The 15,805-nt window shown below is 66.5% G+C and carries 18 protein-coding genes; 8 read left to right on the top strand and 10 right to left on the bottom strand.

The genetic code is table 11. The features are described from left to right. Positions 1 to 33: 33 nt before the first annotated feature. Positions 34 to 1,491: a sensor domain-containing diguanylate cyclase gene (locus AC1MH0_RS07210; RefSeq protein WP_480965318.1), complete on the bottom strand. Its 1,458-nt coding sequence runs from the start codon at positions 1,489 to 1,491 to the stop codon at positions 34 to 36. A gap of 81 nt (positions 1,492 to 1,572) precedes the next feature. On the opposite strand from AC1MH0_RS07210, the gene AC1MH0_RS07205 reads away from it, so the two are divergent. Further along, positions 1,573 to 2,469, top strand: coding sequence for a tyrosine recombinase XerC (locus AC1MH0_RS07205; RefSeq protein ID WP_480965317.1), 897 nt, complete (start codon positions 1,573 to 1,575; stop codon positions 2,467 to 2,469). A gap of 11 nt (positions 2,470 to 2,480) precedes the next feature. Here AC1MH0_RS07205 and AC1MH0_RS07200 read toward each other — a convergent pair whose 3' ends face one another. From AC1MH0_RS07200 to rsmI, 4 genes are all read right to left on the bottom strand, one after another. Next, positions 2,481 to 3,080, bottom strand: a complete 600-nt coding sequence (locus tag AC1MH0_RS07200) for a DedA family protein (RefSeq protein ID WP_480965316.1) — start codon at positions 3,078 to 3,080, stop codon at positions 2,481 to 2,483. A 229-nt stretch (positions 3,081 to 3,309) separates the two neighbouring features. Continuing rightward, positions 3,310 to 4,263: a glutathione synthase gene (gshB, locus tag AC1MH0_RS07195; RefSeq protein ID WP_480965315.1), complete on the bottom strand. Its 954-nt coding sequence runs from the start codon at positions 4,261 to 4,263 to the stop codon at positions 3,310 to 3,312. Between the two features lie 51 nt (positions 4,264 to 4,314). Beyond that, positions 4,315 to 4,719, bottom strand: a complete 405-nt coding sequence (locus AC1MH0_RS07190) for a YraN family protein (RefSeq protein WP_480965314.1) — start codon at positions 4,717 to 4,719, stop codon at positions 4,315 to 4,317. 42 nt (positions 4,720 to 4,761) lie between these two features. Further along, on the bottom strand, positions 4,762 to 5,607 hold the full coding sequence (gene rsmI, locus AC1MH0_RS07185) for a 16S rRNA (cytidine(1402)-2'-O)-methyltransferase (protein WP_353440841.1): 846 nt from the start codon (positions 5,605 to 5,607) through the stop codon (positions 4,762 to 4,764). A gap of 10 nt (positions 5,608 to 5,617) precedes the next feature. Between rsmI and AC1MH0_RS07180 the strand changes: the two genes are divergently transcribed. Beyond that, positions 5,618 to 6,814: a penicillin-binding protein activator gene (locus tag AC1MH0_RS07180; protein WP_480965313.1), complete on the top strand. Its 1,197-nt coding sequence runs from the start codon at positions 5,618 to 5,620 to the stop codon at positions 6,812 to 6,814. Positions 6,815 to 6,934: 120 nt separating this feature from the next. Here AC1MH0_RS07180 and hemW read toward each other — a convergent pair whose 3' ends face one another. Beyond that, entirely contained in the window at positions 6,935 to 8,095 is a 1,161-nt protein-coding gene (gene hemW, locus AC1MH0_RS07175; RefSeq protein ID WP_480965312.1) for a radical SAM family heme chaperone HemW, read from the bottom strand. Positions 8,096 to 8,138: 43 nt separating this feature from the next. On the opposite strand from hemW, the gene AC1MH0_RS07170 reads away from it, so the two are divergent. Continuing rightward, a complete protein-coding gene (locus AC1MH0_RS07170) occupies positions 8,139 to 8,696 on the top strand; it encodes a CAP domain-containing protein (protein ID WP_480965311.1) in 558 nt (185 codons plus the stop codon). 154 nt (positions 8,697 to 8,850) lie between these two features. Continuing rightward, positions 8,851 to 9,561, top strand: a complete 711-nt coding sequence (locus tag AC1MH0_RS07165) for an EAL domain-containing protein (RefSeq protein WP_480965310.1) — start codon at positions 8,851 to 8,853, stop codon at positions 9,559 to 9,561. A gap of 166 nt (positions 9,562 to 9,727) precedes the next feature. On the opposite strand, the gene rdgB is transcribed toward AC1MH0_RS07165, so the two are convergent. Continuing rightward, positions 9,728 to 10,363, bottom strand: coding sequence for an RdgB/HAM1 family non-canonical purine NTP pyrophosphatase (rdgB, locus tag AC1MH0_RS07160; RefSeq protein WP_480965309.1), 636 nt, complete (start codon positions 10,361 to 10,363; stop codon positions 9,728 to 9,730). Beyond that, positions 10,360 to 11,076 (bottom strand): ribonuclease PH, encoded by a 717-nt coding sequence (gene rph / locus AC1MH0_RS07155; protein ID WP_480965308.1) that lies wholly within the window; start codon positions 11,074 to 11,076, stop codon positions 10,360 to 10,362. The genes rdgB and rph overlap by 4 nt, the downstream gene beginning before the upstream one ends. Before the next feature lie 257 nt (positions 11,077 to 11,333). Here rph and hrcA point away from each other — a divergent pair, with 257 nt between their 5' ends. From hrcA to AC1MH0_RS07135, 4 genes are all read left to right on the top strand, one after another. After that, entirely contained in the window at positions 11,334 to 12,377 is a 1,044-nt protein-coding gene (gene hrcA, locus AC1MH0_RS07150; RefSeq protein WP_480965307.1) for a heat-inducible transcriptional repressor HrcA, read from the top strand. 25 nt (positions 12,378 to 12,402) lie between these two features. After that, the gene (grpE, locus tag AC1MH0_RS07145; protein ID WP_480965306.1) at positions 12,403 to 12,942 is read left to right on the top strand and encodes a nucleotide exchange factor GrpE; all 540 of its coding nucleotides are present in this window, start codon (positions 12,403 to 12,405) and stop codon (positions 12,940 to 12,942) included. 177 nt (positions 12,943 to 13,119) lie between these two features. Further along, the gene (locus AC1MH0_RS07140; protein WP_480965305.1) at positions 13,120 to 14,343 is read left to right on the top strand and encodes a threonine synthase; all 1,224 of its coding nucleotides are present in this window, start codon (positions 13,120 to 13,122) and stop codon (positions 14,341 to 14,343) included. 107 nt (positions 14,344 to 14,450) lie between these two features. Continuing rightward, positions 14,451 to 14,690, top strand: a complete 240-nt coding sequence (locus AC1MH0_RS07135; protein ID WP_480965304.1) for a hypothetical protein — start codon at positions 14,451 to 14,453, stop codon at positions 14,688 to 14,690. A gap of 113 nt (positions 14,691 to 14,803) precedes the next feature. Here the strand turns inward: AC1MH0_RS07135 and AC1MH0_RS07130 are convergent, their stop codons facing one another. Together AC1MH0_RS07130 and AC1MH0_RS07125 are read right to left on the bottom strand one after the other, a co-directional pair. Further along, positions 14,804 to 15,283 carry a vgr related protein gene (locus AC1MH0_RS07130; protein WP_480965303.1) on the bottom strand — a complete coding sequence of 160 codons (480 nt, stop codon included), beginning with the start codon at positions 15,281 to 15,283 and terminating at the stop codon, positions 14,804 to 14,806. Beyond that, positions 15,280 to 15,717, bottom strand: a complete 438-nt coding sequence (locus tag AC1MH0_RS07125) for a copper chaperone PCu(A)C (protein ID WP_480965302.1) — start codon at positions 15,715 to 15,717, stop codon at positions 15,280 to 15,282. Before AC1MH0_RS07125 ends, AC1MH0_RS07130 begins: the two co-directional genes overlap by 4 nt. Positions 15,718 to 15,805 lie beyond the last annotated feature (88 nt).

Genomic DNA, 15,805 nt, shown 5'->3' with positions numbered 1-15,805 from the left:
GGAACCGCTTACGTCGAGCCGGGTGGTGCGGCGTTACGCGGCGTCGCGGTTTGGCCGCCGGCGTTCACCGACGCGCGCACGCTTCGCCTGGTACAGGATCGTGTCGGCGCGGTGGATGAAGTCGCGGACCGAATGGCAGTCGCGATCGAGTGCGGTAATGCCGACCGTGCCGGCGCTGACCATCGCGAGGCCGTTTAGCGCGATCGGGAAGCGCAACGCTTCTTCCAGGCGCGAGCGGATATGGCCGGGGTTGGCGGCCATGCCGGGATCGTCGATCAGGATCGCGAACTCGTCGCCACCGACGCGCGCGGCGAAGCTGTTCTTTAGCCACGGGGATTTGAGGATACGACCGACGCCGCGCAACACGTCGTCGCCCGCCGTGTGCCCAAGCGTGTCGTTGATCGCCTTGAAGCCATCCAGATCGAGCAGCGCGAGCAACAACGGCGATCCGTCGGCATGAGACCGCGTCATCGCCGCATCCAACGCGCGATCGAAGGCGGCTCGGTTGGCGATCCCGGTCAGCGAGTCGGTATTCGCGGACCGGCGCAGGTTGACTTCGAGGGCATGGCGTTCGGTGACGTCCTGGAAGACCCCGACCAGCGCGACGGTCCGGTCATCGACAGTCTCGCATTCGCCGAGCACCCGCACCCGGCGCTGCTCGCCCTGCGCCGTCTTGAAGTCGACTTCGATGTCGAAAGGTGTCCCCGTCTCAATAGTCTTCTGCAACGATGCATTGATTTCATCGCGTGCATGCGGCGGATAGAATTCCATCGCGACCGGCATGTCGGGCAGGGCGCCGAGCGGCAGTCCATGGATATGATAGACGCCGTCCGACCATTGCAGCTTCTCGTCGGCGAGCGACACGCGCCACGACCCTATCGCCGCCATGCGCTCGGCCTGCCGGAAGACGCGGTCCTGGCGGGCAAGCGCAGCCGCCTGGCGATCGGCGGTCGTGGCGATGGCGATCGCTTGGCGTGCGGCCGACCGCGCTGCGATCATTGCTTCGGCAAGCGTGGCGAGATGAGTCAGAGCGTTGCGGCCGGCATCGTTCAACGACCGCGGAACCGAGTCGACGACGCAGATCGAACCGATCGCATGATGATCGCCATTCGCGTCCTTCGCATGCACGGGTGCACCGGCGTAGAACCGTATGCCGTCGGGCGACTCTGTGAGGGGGTTGTTCGAGAATCGAAAATCCTTCGTGAGATCCTCGACGACCATCGGTCCGTTGCCGCGGATCGTATGGTTGCACATGCCGACATCTCGGGAGATTTCGCCGCGTTCGCCGTCACTTGCGGCCTTGATCCACAGTCGCTCGCTGTCGACGAAGGTTAACATAGCGTTAGGACAGCCGAGCATTTCTGCAGCTAGAGCGACCAAAGCGTCGAATTCACGCTCGGGTTCGCTGTCGAGCAACGCCAGCGCATGAAGCGCTGCCACACGCCGTGCTTCGTCGGAGAAGTTGTCTGCGAAGAGATCGACAGGCGGCATGTGACTCGAATATAGCGGCGGGGTTAATTTTTCTTTGCCTGTTCGGGGCGTTACTGTCCACATATGCATATCGATGAAGACATGGCAGCCGGGAACCTACCTGCGTCGATGCTCTGGGCGGAGCATCTGCAGCGTGATCGGCGTCGGTCGATTCACACGGTTCGTGCTTACAAGGCGGTCGCCGAGCGGCTGACCGCGTTCCTGCATGGCCATTGGGGCACGCGTGTCGATCGTCCGGCGTTTGCTCAGGTGACTGGGGCCGATCTGCGGGGATATCTCGCGCACCGTCGCGGGCAAGGACTTGGTAATGCATCGGCGGCGCGCGAACTGTCTGCTGTTCGGGGCTTCCTCGCCTGGGCCAACGCGGACGCCGAGCAACCACGATTGCGCGGGCCTCGGGTGAAGCGAGGCGTGCCACGACCGATCTCGCCCGCCGAGGCCGTCGCGCTCGCGGAGGAGGTGTCGGACGACGCTGCCGAGCCGTGGATCGGCGCGCGCGACTGGGCGGTGCTAATGCTGTTGTACGGCGCGGGGCTGCGTATCGGCGAGGCCCTCGCATTGCCGGGAGCGGTGCTACCGCTGGGCGATACGGTTCGCGTGCTCGGCAAGCGGGCCAAGACGCGAGTCGTGCCACTCCTCCCGCAGGTACGCGATGCGATTGAAGATTATGCCGCGCAGACGCCATGGCCGATCGAGCGCGATACGCCGTTGTTTCGCGGCGCGAAGGGTGGTCCGCTGTCGCCGGTGATGATCCGGCGTGCGGTGCAGTCCGCGCGCGCGCGGCTTGGACTGGGCGAGCGCACGACGCCGCATGCGCTGCGCCACAGCTTCGCCACCCACCTGCTGGGGCGGGGGGCGGACCTACGTGCGCTCCAGGAGTTGCTCGGTCACGCCAGTCTCAGTTCGACTCAGGTCTATACGCAGGTCGATGCCGCTCATCTGATGGACGTGTACCGTAACGCGCATCCCCGTGCGTGAGAGAGGCGGGGCTAGGCTTTGGGCTTCCAGGTGACGACCCGCCAGACATAGCCAATGATGATGACCGCGAACGTCGCCACCGCGACCGGCCCGACATAGCGATCGAGTTCCTCGAAATGCGAGCCCAGCAGGATGCCGGCATAGGCTAGCACGGTGTTCCAGATCGCGCTGCCGGCAGCCGTCCAGATCACGAACTGCCAGATCGGCATGCAAGTCATCCCCGCTGGCAGCGAGATGACGGTGCGGAAGGTCGGCATGAACCGGAACACGAAGATCACCCAGCCGCCGCGCTTCGTGAAGAAGCGGTGGATCTTCTCGACGTCGGACCATTCCATCGTCAGCCAGCGCCCGTTGCGCTCGATGAACGGACGGAAGCGCTCGTAGCCGATGTTGCGGCCGATATAATACCAGAAGTAGTTGCCGACGACCGAGCCCGCGGTGCCCCAGGCGATCAGCGGCACGACACTCATGTCGCCGCGCGCGACCGCCATGCCGCCGAGCCCCATGATGACTTCGGACGGCACGGGGGGGACGATATTCTCGAGCGCCATCAACAGGAAGATACCGAAATATCCGCCCCAGGCGATGAGATCGAGGATGAATTCGGTCATGGGTATGAGATACTGCCGGGATGCCCGATGGGTTCCGCGAGGTGCCGCTATGAGCGGGACACCCCCGACCGAACGATGTCACCACCCCGGCGGAGGCGGGGCCCAGTTGGGAGACGTCGATAACGAAGGGCAACGCTCCGTTACTGCAACCTCGCCAACTGGGCCCCGGCCTTCGCCCGGGTGGTGGCCTTCTGAAGATTGCGCGTACCAGCTCCAACGCGCGCTGAAATTACCGCGCCGCGACCTTCGCCTCGATCGCATCCCAGATCATGCCGGCCACGTCCGTCCCATCAAAGTTCGAGATCGCCACGATCCCGGTCGGCGAGGTCACGTTGATCTCGGTCAGCCACGTCCCGCCGATCACGTCGATCCCGACGAACAGCAGCCCGCGCTTCTTCAGCTCCGGCCCGAGCACCGCGCAGATCTCGCGCTCCTTGTCGGTCAGCACCGACTTCTCCGCCGAGCCGCCGACCGCGAGGTTCGAACGGATCTCGCCTTCGCCCGGCAGCCGGTTGATCGCCCCCGCGACCTCTCCGTCGATCAGCACGATCCGCTTGTCGCCCTTCGCCACGTCGGGGAGGAACGCCTGCACCATGTGCGGCTCGCGCCACGTCATGTTGAAGACCTCCATCAGCGCCGACAGGTTCGCGCCGTCCGACTCGACCTTGAAGATCGCCTTGCCGCCATTGCCGTGCAGCGGCTTGACCACGATCGCGCCATGCTCGGCCAAGAACTTCCGCGCCTCGTCGAGCGAGCGCGTGACCAGCGTCGGCGGCATGAACTGCGGATAGTCGAGGACGAAGACCTTCTCGGGGGCGTTCCGCACCTGCGCGGGATCGTTCACGACCAGCGTCTTGTCGGCGATCCGCTCGAGCAGGTGCGTCGCGGTGATATAGCCGAGATCGAACGGCGGATCCTGGCGCATCAGCACGACGTCCGCCTGGTCGCCGAGGTCGAGGTTTACCGGCTCGCCTGCCGAGAAATGATCGCCGACGACGCGCTGGACCGTGACCGGATGCGCCTTCGCCCAGACGTGGCCGTCGCGGTAGTTCAGATCCTCGGCCGAGTAGTGGAACAGCTTATGCCCGCGCTCCTGCGCGGAGAGCATCAGCGCGAAGGTCGAATCGCCGGCGATGTTGATGCTGTCGAGCGGGTCCATCTGGACGGCGACGGTGAGGCTCATGCGTCTTCCTTCTGTTCGGTCGAGCGCATGTAGGCGCGGGCGGGCGCGAAGTCACCCGATCCAGGCATTCTCGATATGGCGGGGCCGCGTACCTGGGGCGAGCAGGATGACGTCGACGCGGATATCGTCGCCGGGTCCGGCATAGCGCGGCATCAGATATTCAGCCGCGGCGGCGACGCGGACGAGGCGACGCTCGTCGATCGCGAAGTCGAGTTCGGCGGCGGTCGCGCGGGTTTTTACCTCGACGAATGCGACGAGGTTGCCCTTTCGCGCGACGAGGTCGACCTCGCCAGCGGGCGTGCGGACTCTGCGATCGAGAATGCTCCAGCCCTTGAGGCGCAGCCACCACCCCGCCAGCCGCTCACCGCGACGGCCGGTCGCCTCCGCAGCCTTTCGGTCGTGCGTCCCCTTCCGCTTGCGGGAGGGGCTAGGGGAGGGGAAGGGCGGCACGTCCATGGCATGCCCTCCCCCGACCCCTCCCGCAAGCGGGAGGGGAGATCAGGGCTTGGGCTTCAATTCCAGCGCCCGCGCATACAACGCCTTGCGGTCCAGCCCGAGCTTCTTCGCTACTTCACTCGCGGCCTGCCCGGTCGACAATCGCGTCAACGCTTCGATCAGCGCCGCGTCACCGTCCTCCGCACTCGCCGGCGGCGCCTCGCCCGGCGGTGCGACGACGATCACGATCTCCCCCCGCGGCGGCGCATCCGCGTAGCGCGCGGCGAGCGTCGAGAGTGTCCCCGTCACCGCCTCCTCGAACTTCTTGCTGATCTCGCGCGTCACCGCCGCCTCGCGGTCGCCGAGTCCCTCGGCCAGCGCGGCAAGACATGCGCCCAGTCGCGGCCCCGATTCATACATCACCAGCGTCGCGCGGATCGTCGCAACCTCCGCGATCGCCTCCGCCCGCGCGTGCATCTTCGACGGCAGGAAGCCCACGAACAGGAACCGATCGGTCGGCAACCCCGCCAGCGTCAGCGCTGCCACCGCCGCGCACGGCCCCGGAATCGTCACCACCAGATGCCCCGCCGCCCGCGCATCACGCACCAGCTTGAAACCGGGGTCCGAGATCAACGGCGTCCCCGCATCCGACACCAGCGCCACCGCCTGCGTCGCCATCCGCGCGATCAGCGCCGGCCGCACGCCTTCCGCGCTGTGGTCATGATACGGCACCATCGGCGTCTTCGTGCCGATGTGGCGGAGCAAACCGGCGGTCACGCGGCTGTCCTCGACCGCGATCACGTCGGCGCGGCGGAGGATGTCGGCGGCGCGCGGCGACAGATCGCCAAGATTGCCGATCGGGGTCGCGACGATGTAGAGGCCGGGATCGAGAAGAGTTTCAGGGTTCATGGGGACGGTCATGGCAGACGCGACGACGATACGGCAACGCGCATTCGGCCGGTGGGTGGCACTCGGTGCCGCGTGCTTGCTTGGCGCCTGTCAGACGATAGTCCCGCGCGGTCCGGTCGAGCCGTCGCAGCAGCGCCCGACCACGCGCCCCGTCGATCGCCCCGAGATCGGCGTCGAGACGGGCATCCCGCGCGATGCCGAGCGCAACCGCGTCGCGCTGCTCGTGCCGTTGTCGGGCAGCAACGCGGGGGTCGGCACCTCGATCGCCAACGCGACGATGCTGGCCTTGCTCGACACGCAGAACCAGCGCGTCCGGATCACCAACTACGACACCGCGACCGGAGCCGCCGCCGCCGCGCAGCGCGCGATCGCCGAGGGCGCGCAGCTGATCCTCGGACCGCTGCTCGCCGACGACGTCCGCGCGGTCGCGCCGATCGCGCGCGCCGCGAACATTCCGGTGCTGAGCTTCTCCAACGATCTCGGCGTGGCGGGCAACGGCGCGTACCTCATGGGCTATGTCCCAACCCAGTCGATCGCGCGCGTCGTGGACTTCGCCAAGGAGCGCGGTGTCAGCAACTTCGCCGGCCTCGTCCCCAACGGGCTGTATGGCGAGCGTGCGTCCACCGCGTTCCTCCGCGCGGTCGAGGGCGCGGGCGGTCAGGTTGTCTCGCTCCAGACCTACGCGCGGGGCCCCGGCGGCATTTCCGGCGCGGTCACGCGGCTGGCGGCAAAGGCGCCTTATGATGCGGTTCTGATCGCCGATGGGGGCGCCACCGCAGCCTCGGCGACTGCAATGGTGAAGCGCGGCAGCGGCGCGTCGACGCGCATCCTCGGCACCGAACTCTGGAACTCGGACGCGGGGATCGCCGCGAAGCCTGCGCTGTCGGGCGCGTGGTACGCCAGCGTTTCGGACACGCTGTACCGCCAATACGCCGCAAAATATCGCGCGCGGTTCGGGGCAGGGCCATACCGCTTGTCGAGCCTCGGCTACGACTCGGTCCTGCTGACGGTCCGCATCGCGCGCGACTGGAAGCCCGGCACGCCGTTCCCCGTGAACCGCCTGCGCGACGGCGACGGGTTCGCCGGCATCGACGGCGCGTTCCGCTTCGGCCGCGACAATGTCGCCGAGCGCGCGCTAGAGGTTAAGGAGATCCGCGGCGGCACGACGACAGTGGTCTCGCCAGCACCGGCCGGGTTCGGGAAGTAAGCTCTTCGCCCCTCCCTGGAAGGGAGGGGGTGGCTCGGTATCGGGCGGGTGCGCTGGTAACCAACTGGCCTACCCACCCCTAACCTCTCCCTTCGAGGGAGGGGGATGATCCTGGATAGGTTACGCCGTCACGATCTCAGGCAGGATAGCATCGAGTAGCAACGCCCCCGCCTCGGTAACCCGCAACCGGCCCGGCGAGTGCACGATCAGCCCGAGCGCCTCCAACCGCGCCACCGCCGCCAGATCGACCGGCACCACGCCCGCGTTCAGCGCTGTGATCCGGTCCAGATCGACCCCTTCGGCCAACCGCAACCCCATCAGCAAAGCCTCGGTCGCCCGCGTCGACGGCGAAAGCGGATCCTCGACCTCCATCCCGTGGCCATTGCGCTCGATCGCCGCCAGCCAGTTCTCCGGCTTTTTCCGCCGCACCGTCGCCAGCCCGCCGCGCCGTCCATGCGCGCCCGGCCCGATCCCTGCGTAATCCTGGTACCGCCAGTAAGCGAGGTTGTGTCGGCTTTCCGACCCCGGCCGCGCATGGTTCGACGTCTCGTACGCGGGCAACCCCGCCGCGGCGGTATCCGCACGCGTCGCCTCGAACAGGTCGGCCGCCGAATCGCCATCCGGGATCACGATCCGCCCCGCCAGCGCCTCGGTCGCGAACCGTGTGCCGGCTTCGATCGTCAACTGGTACAGCGAGAGATGTTCCGTCCCAAGGCTCAACGCGCGCGCCAGTTCTGCGCGCCAATCGTCGAGCCGTTGGCCGGGAAGCGCATAGATCAGGTCGAAACTCACGCGCGGAAACACGCTCTGCGCAGTCGCCAGCGCGGCTTGCCCCTCGTTTACGTCATGCGCACGCCCCAAAAATTTCAGCGCCTGATCGTCGAGCGATTGCAGCCCCAGCGACACCCGGTTCACCCCAGCACGCGCCAGATCGGCAAACCGCGCCGCCTCCACCGAAGACGGATTAGCCTCGAGCGTGATCTCGATCCCCTCGGCAAACCCCCACGCCTTCTCCGCTGCATTGAGAACCGCCGCGACGGTCGACGGCGGCATCAGCGACGGCGTGCCACCGCCGAAGAAGATCGACTGCAACTTCCGTCCCGGCAACACGCCCGCCTCATGCGCGAGGTCGGTGAGCAGCGCATCCCGCCAAGCCGCTTGGTCCACCTCCTCGCGAACGTGGCTGTTGAAGTCGCAATACGGGCATTTCGACACGCAGAACGGCCAGTGGACGTAAAGCGCGAGATCAGACGAAGGGCTTGGTGTTTCGAAGACGGGCATTATCTCGCGCATATGGTCGCACGGGGCGGCCGAAGGAAGCGCAATGACGGCACGGATGGGTTTGGCGATCGCCGGGGCGCTTTTGCTGGCAGGCTGCGCCCAGGGCCCCGAGCGAGTCGTCGAGCGTCGCGATACCATGGCGCCGGCACCGCGCGGTGCGAGCCTGCTCAAGACCGCGATGATGGACGGCCACAACGCCGCGCGCGCCGCCGTCGGCGTGGCACCGCTCACCTGGAGCGATACGCTGGCGACCACCGCACGCGCCTATGCCGAGGAACTCGCGCGGACCGGCAAATTCGCGCACGCCCCGCAACCGCAGGGCATGTCGCGCGAAGGCGAGAACCTGTGGACCGGCACGCGCTATGCCTATGCGTATACCGAGATGATGGGCCACTGGGTCGCCGAGAAGCGCGATTTCATCAACCAGCCGACCCCCGGGTTCAGCCGAACCGGCAAGTTCGAGGACGTCGCCCACTACACGCAGATCGTCTGGCGCGGCTCGACCCAGGTCGGCTGCGCGATGGCGAGCAACAAGATCGATGACTATCTCGTGTGCCGCTATTCGCCCCCCGGCAACGTCTTCGGCGAGCGCGCTTATTGATCTGGGATAAGCGGTTAGACCCAGAGTGGTGGCACTTTCTTAAGCGGTCGTCGCTTAATCTGGTTGAATGATACCAGTATCCAAACCCGATGGCTCTCGGCCCACTGGCTGTGTCGGATGCCGAGACGGCGCTGGCCTGTCGTTCGCCTTCTCGATGGCGTTCCAGCCGATCGTCGATGTCGAGACCGAGACCGTCTTCGCCTACGAAGCACTGGTGCGCGGTCCCGAAGGCCAGTCGGCGGCCAGCGTGCTGGGGCAGGTCGATGCGGCGAACCTCTACGCGTTCGATCAGCAATGCCGGGTGCGCGCGATCGAGGCGTCGGTGAAGGCCGGGCTGCTCGATACGCCCGCGCGACTGTCGATCAACTTCCTCCCGAACGCGGTCTATTCGCCGGCAGCGTGCATCCAATTGACGCTGAAGACGGCGGGCGCGGTCGGGATGCCGACCGATCGGCTGATCTTCGAGTTTACCGAGAACGAGGAGATGCTGGATCCCGCGCATGTCGCGAACATCATCGCGACGTATCAGAAGATGGGTTTCGGCACCGCGCTCGACGATTTCGGTGCAGGGCATGCTGGATTGAACCTGCTCGCGCGGTTTCAGCCGGACATCATCAAGCTCGACATGGAGCTGATCCGCGACATCGACACGAGCCTGCCGCGGCGGATGATCGTCGAGGGGATGCTGCGCATGTGCACCGCACTGGGGATCACGGTGATCGCCGAGGGGGTAGAGACGCTTGGCGAGTTCGAGGCGCTGCGTGGTCTCGGCGTGCGGTACATCCAGGGGTATCTGCTGGCGAAACCGGCGTTTGAGGCGCTGCCTACGGTGACGTGGCCGGAGAGGCAACTGATCGCCGTCTGAAGTGGCCAGAAATTTGTGATCCTCCCCCCGCCAGGGGAGGTGGCTGGCCCTTGCCAGACGGAGGGGGAGGACAGGGAAACGCCTGCTTCGTGTCCTCCCCCTCCGTCACCTACGGTGCCACCTCCCCCTGGCGGGGGAGGATCAATCGTTCTGCCCTCGGGGCAAATCAGAACACCGCGGCTTCGAGCAGCTTGAACGCCTCGTTCCGGTGGCTGATCGCGTTCTTCGTCTCGTGCGGCAGTTCGGCATAGGTCTGGTCGTAGCCCAGCGGCACGAACACGGGGTCATAGCCGAACCCGACATCCCCACGCGGCGGCCAGACGAGCGTCCCCTCCGCACGCCCTTCGAACCATTCGACATGACCGTCGGGCCACGCCAGCGCGAGCACGCTGACGAAATGCGCGCCGCGCGTCGCATCCGGACCCTTGGCGACCACCGCGTCCTCGACCTTCTGCATCGCCATCATCCAGTCGCGACCGGTCGGCGTTTCCGCCCAGTCGGCGGTGTAGACGCCCGGATCGCCGTTCAGCGCGTCGACGCACAGCCCGCTATCGTCCGCGAGGGCGGGATAGCCCGACAGGTCGGCAGCCGAGCGCGCCTTCAGCTCGGCGTTCGCGAAGAAGGTCGTGCCCGTCTCGATAGGCTCGGGCAGGTCGAGTTCGGCGGCGGAAACGACTTCCAGCCCACGCCCTTCGAGCAACGCGGCGATCTCGCGGACCTTGCCCTTGTTGTGGCTGGCGATGACCAGCTTGCCGGGGGCGAGCTTGCGGATCGCCTGCGGTTCCTTGCCCTCGCCGCTCACTTGGCAGCCGCTTTCGCCTGCGCCGCGAAGATGTCGGTGCAGCCGATCCGCGCGAGACGCAGCAGGCGAAGCAGCGCCTCTTCGTCGTACGTCGCGCCCTCGGCGGTCGCCTGCGCCTCGGCGATGTTGCCGTTTTCGAGCAGCACGAAGTTCGCATCCGCGTCCGCGCCCGAATCCTCGATATAGTCGAGGTCGAGCACCGGATTGCCCTGGTAGATGCCGCAGCTGATCGCCGCGACCTTCTGCGTCAGCGGGTCGGCGGTCAGCTTTCCGCTCGCGAGCAAGCCGTCGATTGCGAGCCGCAGTGCGACCCAGCCGCCCGAGATCGATGCGGTGCGCGTGCCGCCATCCGCCTGGATCACGTCGCAATCGATCACGATCTGGCGCTCGCCAAGCAGCTTGAGGTCGACGACCGCGCGAAGGCTACGGCCGATCAACCGCTGGATTTCCTGCGTGCGGCCCGACTGCTTGCCCTTGGCGGCCTCGCGGTTGTTGCGCGTGTTGGTGGCGCGCGGGAGCATGCCGTATTCGGCGGTCACCCAGCCTTCGCCCTTGCCGCGCATGAACGGCGGCACCTTCTCCTCGACGCTGGCGGTGACGAGCACTTTCGTGTCGCCGAAGCCGATCAGGACGGAGCCCTCGGCATGCTTGGTGAAGCGCGGCTCGATCGTGATCGCACGCATCTGGTCTGGGGCGCGGCCGGATGGGCGCATAGTCTTATCCTAACGGGAGTGAGTGGTTGCCCGCTGCCTAGCCTTTCGTTTGGTCGCTCGCCAGCCCAACCACCGCCGTCATCCTGACGAAAGCGCCGTCATCCTGACGAGACCTCCGTCATCCTGACGAAAGTCAGGACCCAGAGCCACGCAGGGCACCGCTCAGCTACCTTGGGTCCTGACTTTCGTCAGGATGACGGGTGGATAGGGTACATTCCCCCCTTTGTCCGTCCGTCGATCCGCCCTAGATCAAAGCGATGGCCACGCCCCCCGTCACCGAACTGACCGATCGCGCGCGCGACATTTTTCGTGCGGTGGTCGACAGCTATCTCGCCAGCGGCACGCCTGTCGGGTCGAAGACGATCGCGCAACTCGCCGGCCTCAGCCTCTCGCCCGCCTCGATTCGTGGCGTCATGGGCGAACTCGAAGGCCTCGGCCTGCTCGCCAGCCCGCATACCAGCGCCGGCCGCATGCCGACCGATCGCGGCCTGCGGCTGTTCGTCGATGGCATGATGCAGGCGATGGAACCGTCGTTCGAGGAACGCCAGACGATCGAGGCGCGCGCCGGCGTCGGTGGCCCGGTCGAGGAGGCGCTCGCCGCGACGACGCTCGCGCTGTCGGGGCTCTCGGCGTGCGCCGGGCTGGTGATGGTGCCCAAGCGCGAACTGAAACTGCGCCAGATCGCGTTCGTCGCGCTGTCGCCCGAACAGGCGCTGGCGGTGCTGGTCAGCGAGGACGGCTCGGTCGAGAATCGCGTGATCGCGCTGCCCAAGGGCATGTCGCCGTCCGCGCTGGTCGAGGCAGGCAACTACATGTCGGCGACGCTCGGCGGCCTGACGCTGGCCGATGCGCGGACCCGGATCGAGCGCGAGCTGGCGGACGGTCAGGCGGCGCTCGATGGCGCGGCGCGCGCGTTGGTGGAGGCGGGCATCGCGGTGTGGAGCGAGGATGCCGATCGGCGCCCGGTGCTGATCGTGCGCGGGCAGGGTCGGCTGATCGACGCGGCCGCCGCCGCCGATCTCGACCGGGTCCGCGACCTGCTCGACGATCTCGAGGGAAAGCAGGAAGTCGCGTCGCTTCTGGACAGCGCGCGGGCTGGCGATTCGACGCGGATTTTCATCGGCGCGGAGACCAAATTGTTTGCGTTGTCAGGGTCTTCGGTGATTGCGCGACCATTCCGCGGGTTGGACGGTCGGGTGGTCGGCGTGGTCGGCGTGATTGGGCCGACGCGGTTGAACTATGCGCGCGTCGTGCCCATGGTGGATTTCACGGCTGCCACGCTCGCCCGGTTGATGGGTTGAGCCGGCCCAATTTATAGGGAAAACCATGTCCGACATCGATCAGAACACGCCTGCAGACCTGCGCGAAGAGACCGCCGAAGACGCGCCTGAGGTGGCCGTGAACGACCGCGTCGCCGAGCTCGAGAACCAGCTCGCCGAGGCCAAGCAGAACGTCCTCTACGCACAGGCCGAGATCCAGAACGTCCGCCGCCGCGCCGAGAAGGAAGCACAGGATGCCCGCGCCTATGCCGCCACCGCGTTCGCGCGCGACGTGCTGTCGGTTGCCGACAATCTCTCGCGCGGACTGTCGGCGATCCCTGCTGACCTACGTGCGGATGATAAGATGAAGGGCCTCGTCACCGGGCTGGAGGCGACCGGTCGCGAGCTGGAGAGCGTGTTCCAGCGCCACGGCATCACCAAGATCGCCGCCGAAGGCCAGATGCTCGATCCGAACAAGCACCAGGCGATGCTGGAGGTCCCGAGCGACCAGCCTGCCGGGACCATCGTCCAGGAAATGCAGGCGGGCTACATGATCAAGGACCGCCTGCTGCGTCCCGCGATGGTCGGCGTCGCCAAGGCTGGCTGAATCCTCCCCGGGACGGGGAGGGGGACCGCCACGCGCTTGCGTGGTGGTGGAGGGGGCTCACCTCCCGCGTACCATCTGCGGCCGGGGGCTTACGTCGAGGGTTACGAACGCGGCACGCCCCCTCCACCAGCTGCGCTGGTCCCCTCCCCTTGCAGGGGAGGATTTGAAAGTCAGTTCATGAACCAGAACCTCACCACCGATCGCCAGACCTTCGTCACGCATCTCGAATGCTCGATCACCGGCGAGCGGTATGAGGCGGACCAGCTTCATGGGCTGTCGCGCGCCGGACGACCGTTGCTTGTCCGCTACGACCTCGACGCAGTGCGATCGACGATTTCGCGCGATACGATCGAGGCGCGGCCGACCGACCTGTGGCGGTGGCGCGAACTGCTTCCCGTGCGTGACACGTCCAACATCGTCAGCCTCGGCGAAATCGAGACGCCGCTGGTGCCGCTGACCAAGTCCGGCGGTCCCAACGTGCTCGTGAAGGACGAAGGTCGCCTTCCGACCGGTTCTTTTAAAGCGCGCGGGCTCGTCATGGCCGTCGCGATGGCCAAGGAACTCGGCGTCACGAAGATCGCGATGCCGACCAACGGCAATGCGGGCGCGGCGCTGGCGGCCTACGCGACGCGCTGCGGGATCGAGACGATCGTGTTCTGTCCCGACGATACGCCCGAGATCAACGTCCGCGAGATCGCGATGCAGGGCGCGCGCGTCTGGCGGGTCAACGGCCTGATCGACGATTGTGGCGCGATCGTCGGCAAGGGCGCCGCTGAGGGCCGCTGGTTCGATTTCTCTACGCTCAAGGAGCCGTATCGGATCGAGGGCAAGAAGACGATGGGGCTCGAACTCGCCGCACAGTTCGGCTGGAAGCTGCCGGACGCGATCTTCTACCCGACCGGCGGCGGCACCGGGCTGATCGGGATGTGGAAGGCGTTCGACGAACTCGAGAAGCTCGGCTGGATCGGCTCTGAGCGCCCGAAGATGTTCGCGGTGCAGGCGAGCGGTTGCGCGCCGATCGTCCGCGCGTTCGAGGCCGGCGAGGAACATGCCGAGCGTTGGGAGGATGCGAGCACCGTTGCGGCCGGCATTCGCGTGCCGAAGGCGGTCGGTGACTTCCTGATCCTCCGCGCAGTACGTGAGAGCGGTGGACAGGCGCTCGCGGTCGGCGATCCGGCGATCCTGAAGGCGGTCGATGTGGCCGCGAGGCAGGACGGGTTGCTGCTATGCCCCGAGGGTGGCGCGACGTTGGCCGCCTATCATCAGGCGCTGAATACCGGGTTGGTCGACGAGGACGACAAGGTCGTTCTTTTCAACTGCGCGACCGGGTTGAAATATCCGATGCCCGAGGCGCCGCAAGCGCTTGATAGAACACGACCTATCGATTTCGACGCGCTGTAAACGGCGGATTTCTGGCGATCGGGTGGGTGTCGATCTACCAGATCGGTGGTTGAAATTGATCCATGTTGTCTGCAACGGGGCGCCCTTATTTACAAAAGGGGTCCCCAATGCAGAAAATCGTCCAGGTCGTTTGCGTCGTGCTCATCGCGGCGGCGGTGATGTTCGGCGGTCGCTGGTACATGTACGTTGCGCGCGGCTCGAGCCCGTATGACGAGGTCGGCATCGCGCTGAACGGCTATGCACCGGGGCCGATGCGCGCCTGGGGCTGCCACAAGATGCAGGCGCGGTTCCCGGGCCAGTTGCCGCCTTACGGGTGTGCCGGGCCGGATGGTCGTAACTGGCTGTAACAAGCGTCCGTCATCCCAGCGAAAGCTGGGATGTCCCCGTAATAGCGCGCGCCCTTGCCGCTTGAGATCCCTGCTTTCGCTGGGATGACGGTGGGGGGACGGGGTGGCTGACGTCAGGCCGACACTAACGGTGTAAACGGCAGCACCGTCTCATACTGCGCGAGCGGCGGTGCCCCCGCGACCTTCGCGCCTGCACGCAGCAGGAAGGCGTGCCGCACGATCTCGCCCTGTTGCTCGATGCCGTAGCGGTGCAGCGCCACCCCAGGCCGGAACGCATAGTCGTACCGGCACCAGGGATGCCGCGCCAAGGGCAGGAACACGCCGCGCTGATGCTGCCAGATGTGCGTCATCTCGTGGACGAACAGTCCCTGCAACGTCAGGTTCGCGTGCGCGAAGTCGTCGCACCAGAGGTCGCCCTTGGGGTGGAAGTGGATACACCCCCGTGGCGCCATCACCGTATCGCGCGGCTGGAAGAACGCCCATTTGCTGCGGGCCAGACTCACCGAAGAGTAATCGATCGCGCCCCCGAACACCGATGCCGCGAGCGCCGTCTCTCCCTCGGTCAGCGTGCGCTTTGAGCCTGCTCCGGTCACTTCCCTACCGAGGTTCCCGCCGCGACCACGGTCGCGTTGTTGATGATCCGCGTTCCATCGGCAAACGCGAACGTGAGCGTCACGCGATCGGCGGGCTTGATCCCGGAGTTCATGTCGAACAGCATCACGTGCCGCCCACCCGGCGCGAACGCCACATCCGTGTTCGCCGGAATCTCCACGCGAGTCAGCGGCGTCATTGTCGACATGCCGCCCTTGTCCATGGTCTCGTGCATTTCCGACCGGATCGCGACGTCGGTAGTGGCCGAGATCAGCGTTGCCGGCGTAGGCCCACCATGCACCGTGAAATACGCCGCCGCCGGCCGTCCGGTCACCGCGCCGAGCCGCACCCACGCCCCGTCGACGGACAGTTCCTTGGGCGGCGAGCACGACGCCAGTGCCATCGCGGCAACACCCAGTCCGAAAACGATACGCATAGGTTACTTTTCCCCGGGCCCTGCCTCTTGCGCATCCTATGACGGGTACAATCTTGCGGCAAGCGCGAGGCCACCTATATCGCGCCCA

Source organism: Sphingomonas sp. AP28, assembly GCF_056680455.1.
Note: the sequence above shows the minus strand (reverse complement) of the source record. Positions and strands in the feature narration are given on the sequence as shown.

Excerpts from the sequence above, each read along its gene's own strand:
- AC1MH0_RS07210 (WP_480965318.1), bottom strand. The coding sequence starts at position 1,491 with ATGCCGCCTGTCGATCTCTTCGCAGACAACTTCTCCGACGAAGCACGG.
- AC1MH0_RS07205 (WP_480965317.1), top strand. The coding sequence starts at position 1,573 with ATGGCAGCCGGGAACCTACCTGCGTCGATGCTCTGGGCGGAGCATCTG.
- AC1MH0_RS07200 (WP_480965316.1), bottom strand. The coding sequence starts at position 3,080 with ATGACCGAATTCATCCTCGATCTCATCGCCTGGGGCGGATATTTCGGT.
- gshB (WP_480965315.1), bottom strand. The coding sequence starts at position 4,263 with ATGAGCCTCACCGTCGCCGTCCAGATGGACCCGCTCGACAGCATCAAC.
- AC1MH0_RS07190 (WP_480965314.1), bottom strand. The coding sequence starts at position 4,719 with ATGGACGTGCCGCCCTTCCCCTCCCCTAGCCCCTCCCGCAAGCGGAAG.
- rsmI (WP_353440841.1), bottom strand. The coding sequence starts at position 5,607 with ATGAACCCTGAAACTCTTCTCGATCCCGGCCTCTACATCGTCGCGACC.
- AC1MH0_RS07180 (WP_480965313.1), top strand. The coding sequence starts at position 5,618 with ATGGCAGACGCGACGACGATACGGCAACGCGCATTCGGCCGGTGGGTG.
- hemW (WP_480965312.1), bottom strand. The coding sequence starts at position 8,095 with ATGCCCGTCTTCGAAACACCAAGCCCTTCGTCTGATCTCGCGCTTTAC.
- AC1MH0_RS07170 (WP_480965311.1), top strand. The coding sequence starts at position 8,139 with ATGACGGCACGGATGGGTTTGGCGATCGCCGGGGCGCTTTTGCTGGCA.
- AC1MH0_RS07165 (WP_480965310.1), top strand. The coding sequence starts at position 8,851 with ATGGCGTTCCAGCCGATCGTCGATGTCGAGACCGAGACCGTCTTCGCC.
- rph (WP_480965308.1), bottom strand. The coding sequence starts at position 11,076 with ATGCGCCCATCCGGCCGCGCCCCAGACCAGATGCGTGCGATCACGATC.
- hrcA (WP_480965307.1), top strand. The coding sequence starts at position 11,334 with ATGGCCACGCCCCCCGTCACCGAACTGACCGATCGCGCGCGCGACATT.
- grpE (WP_480965306.1), top strand. The coding sequence starts at position 12,403 with ATGTCCGACATCGATCAGAACACGCCTGCAGACCTGCGCGAAGAGACC.
- AC1MH0_RS07140 (WP_480965305.1), top strand. The coding sequence starts at position 13,120 with ATGAACCAGAACCTCACCACCGATCGCCAGACCTTCGTCACGCATCTC.
- AC1MH0_RS07135 (WP_480965304.1), top strand. The coding sequence starts at position 14,451 with ATGCAGAAAATCGTCCAGGTCGTTTGCGTCGTGCTCATCGCGGCGGCG.
- AC1MH0_RS07125 (WP_480965302.1), bottom strand. The coding sequence starts at position 15,717 with ATGCGTATCGTTTTCGGACTGGGTGTTGCCGCGATGGCACTGGCGTCG.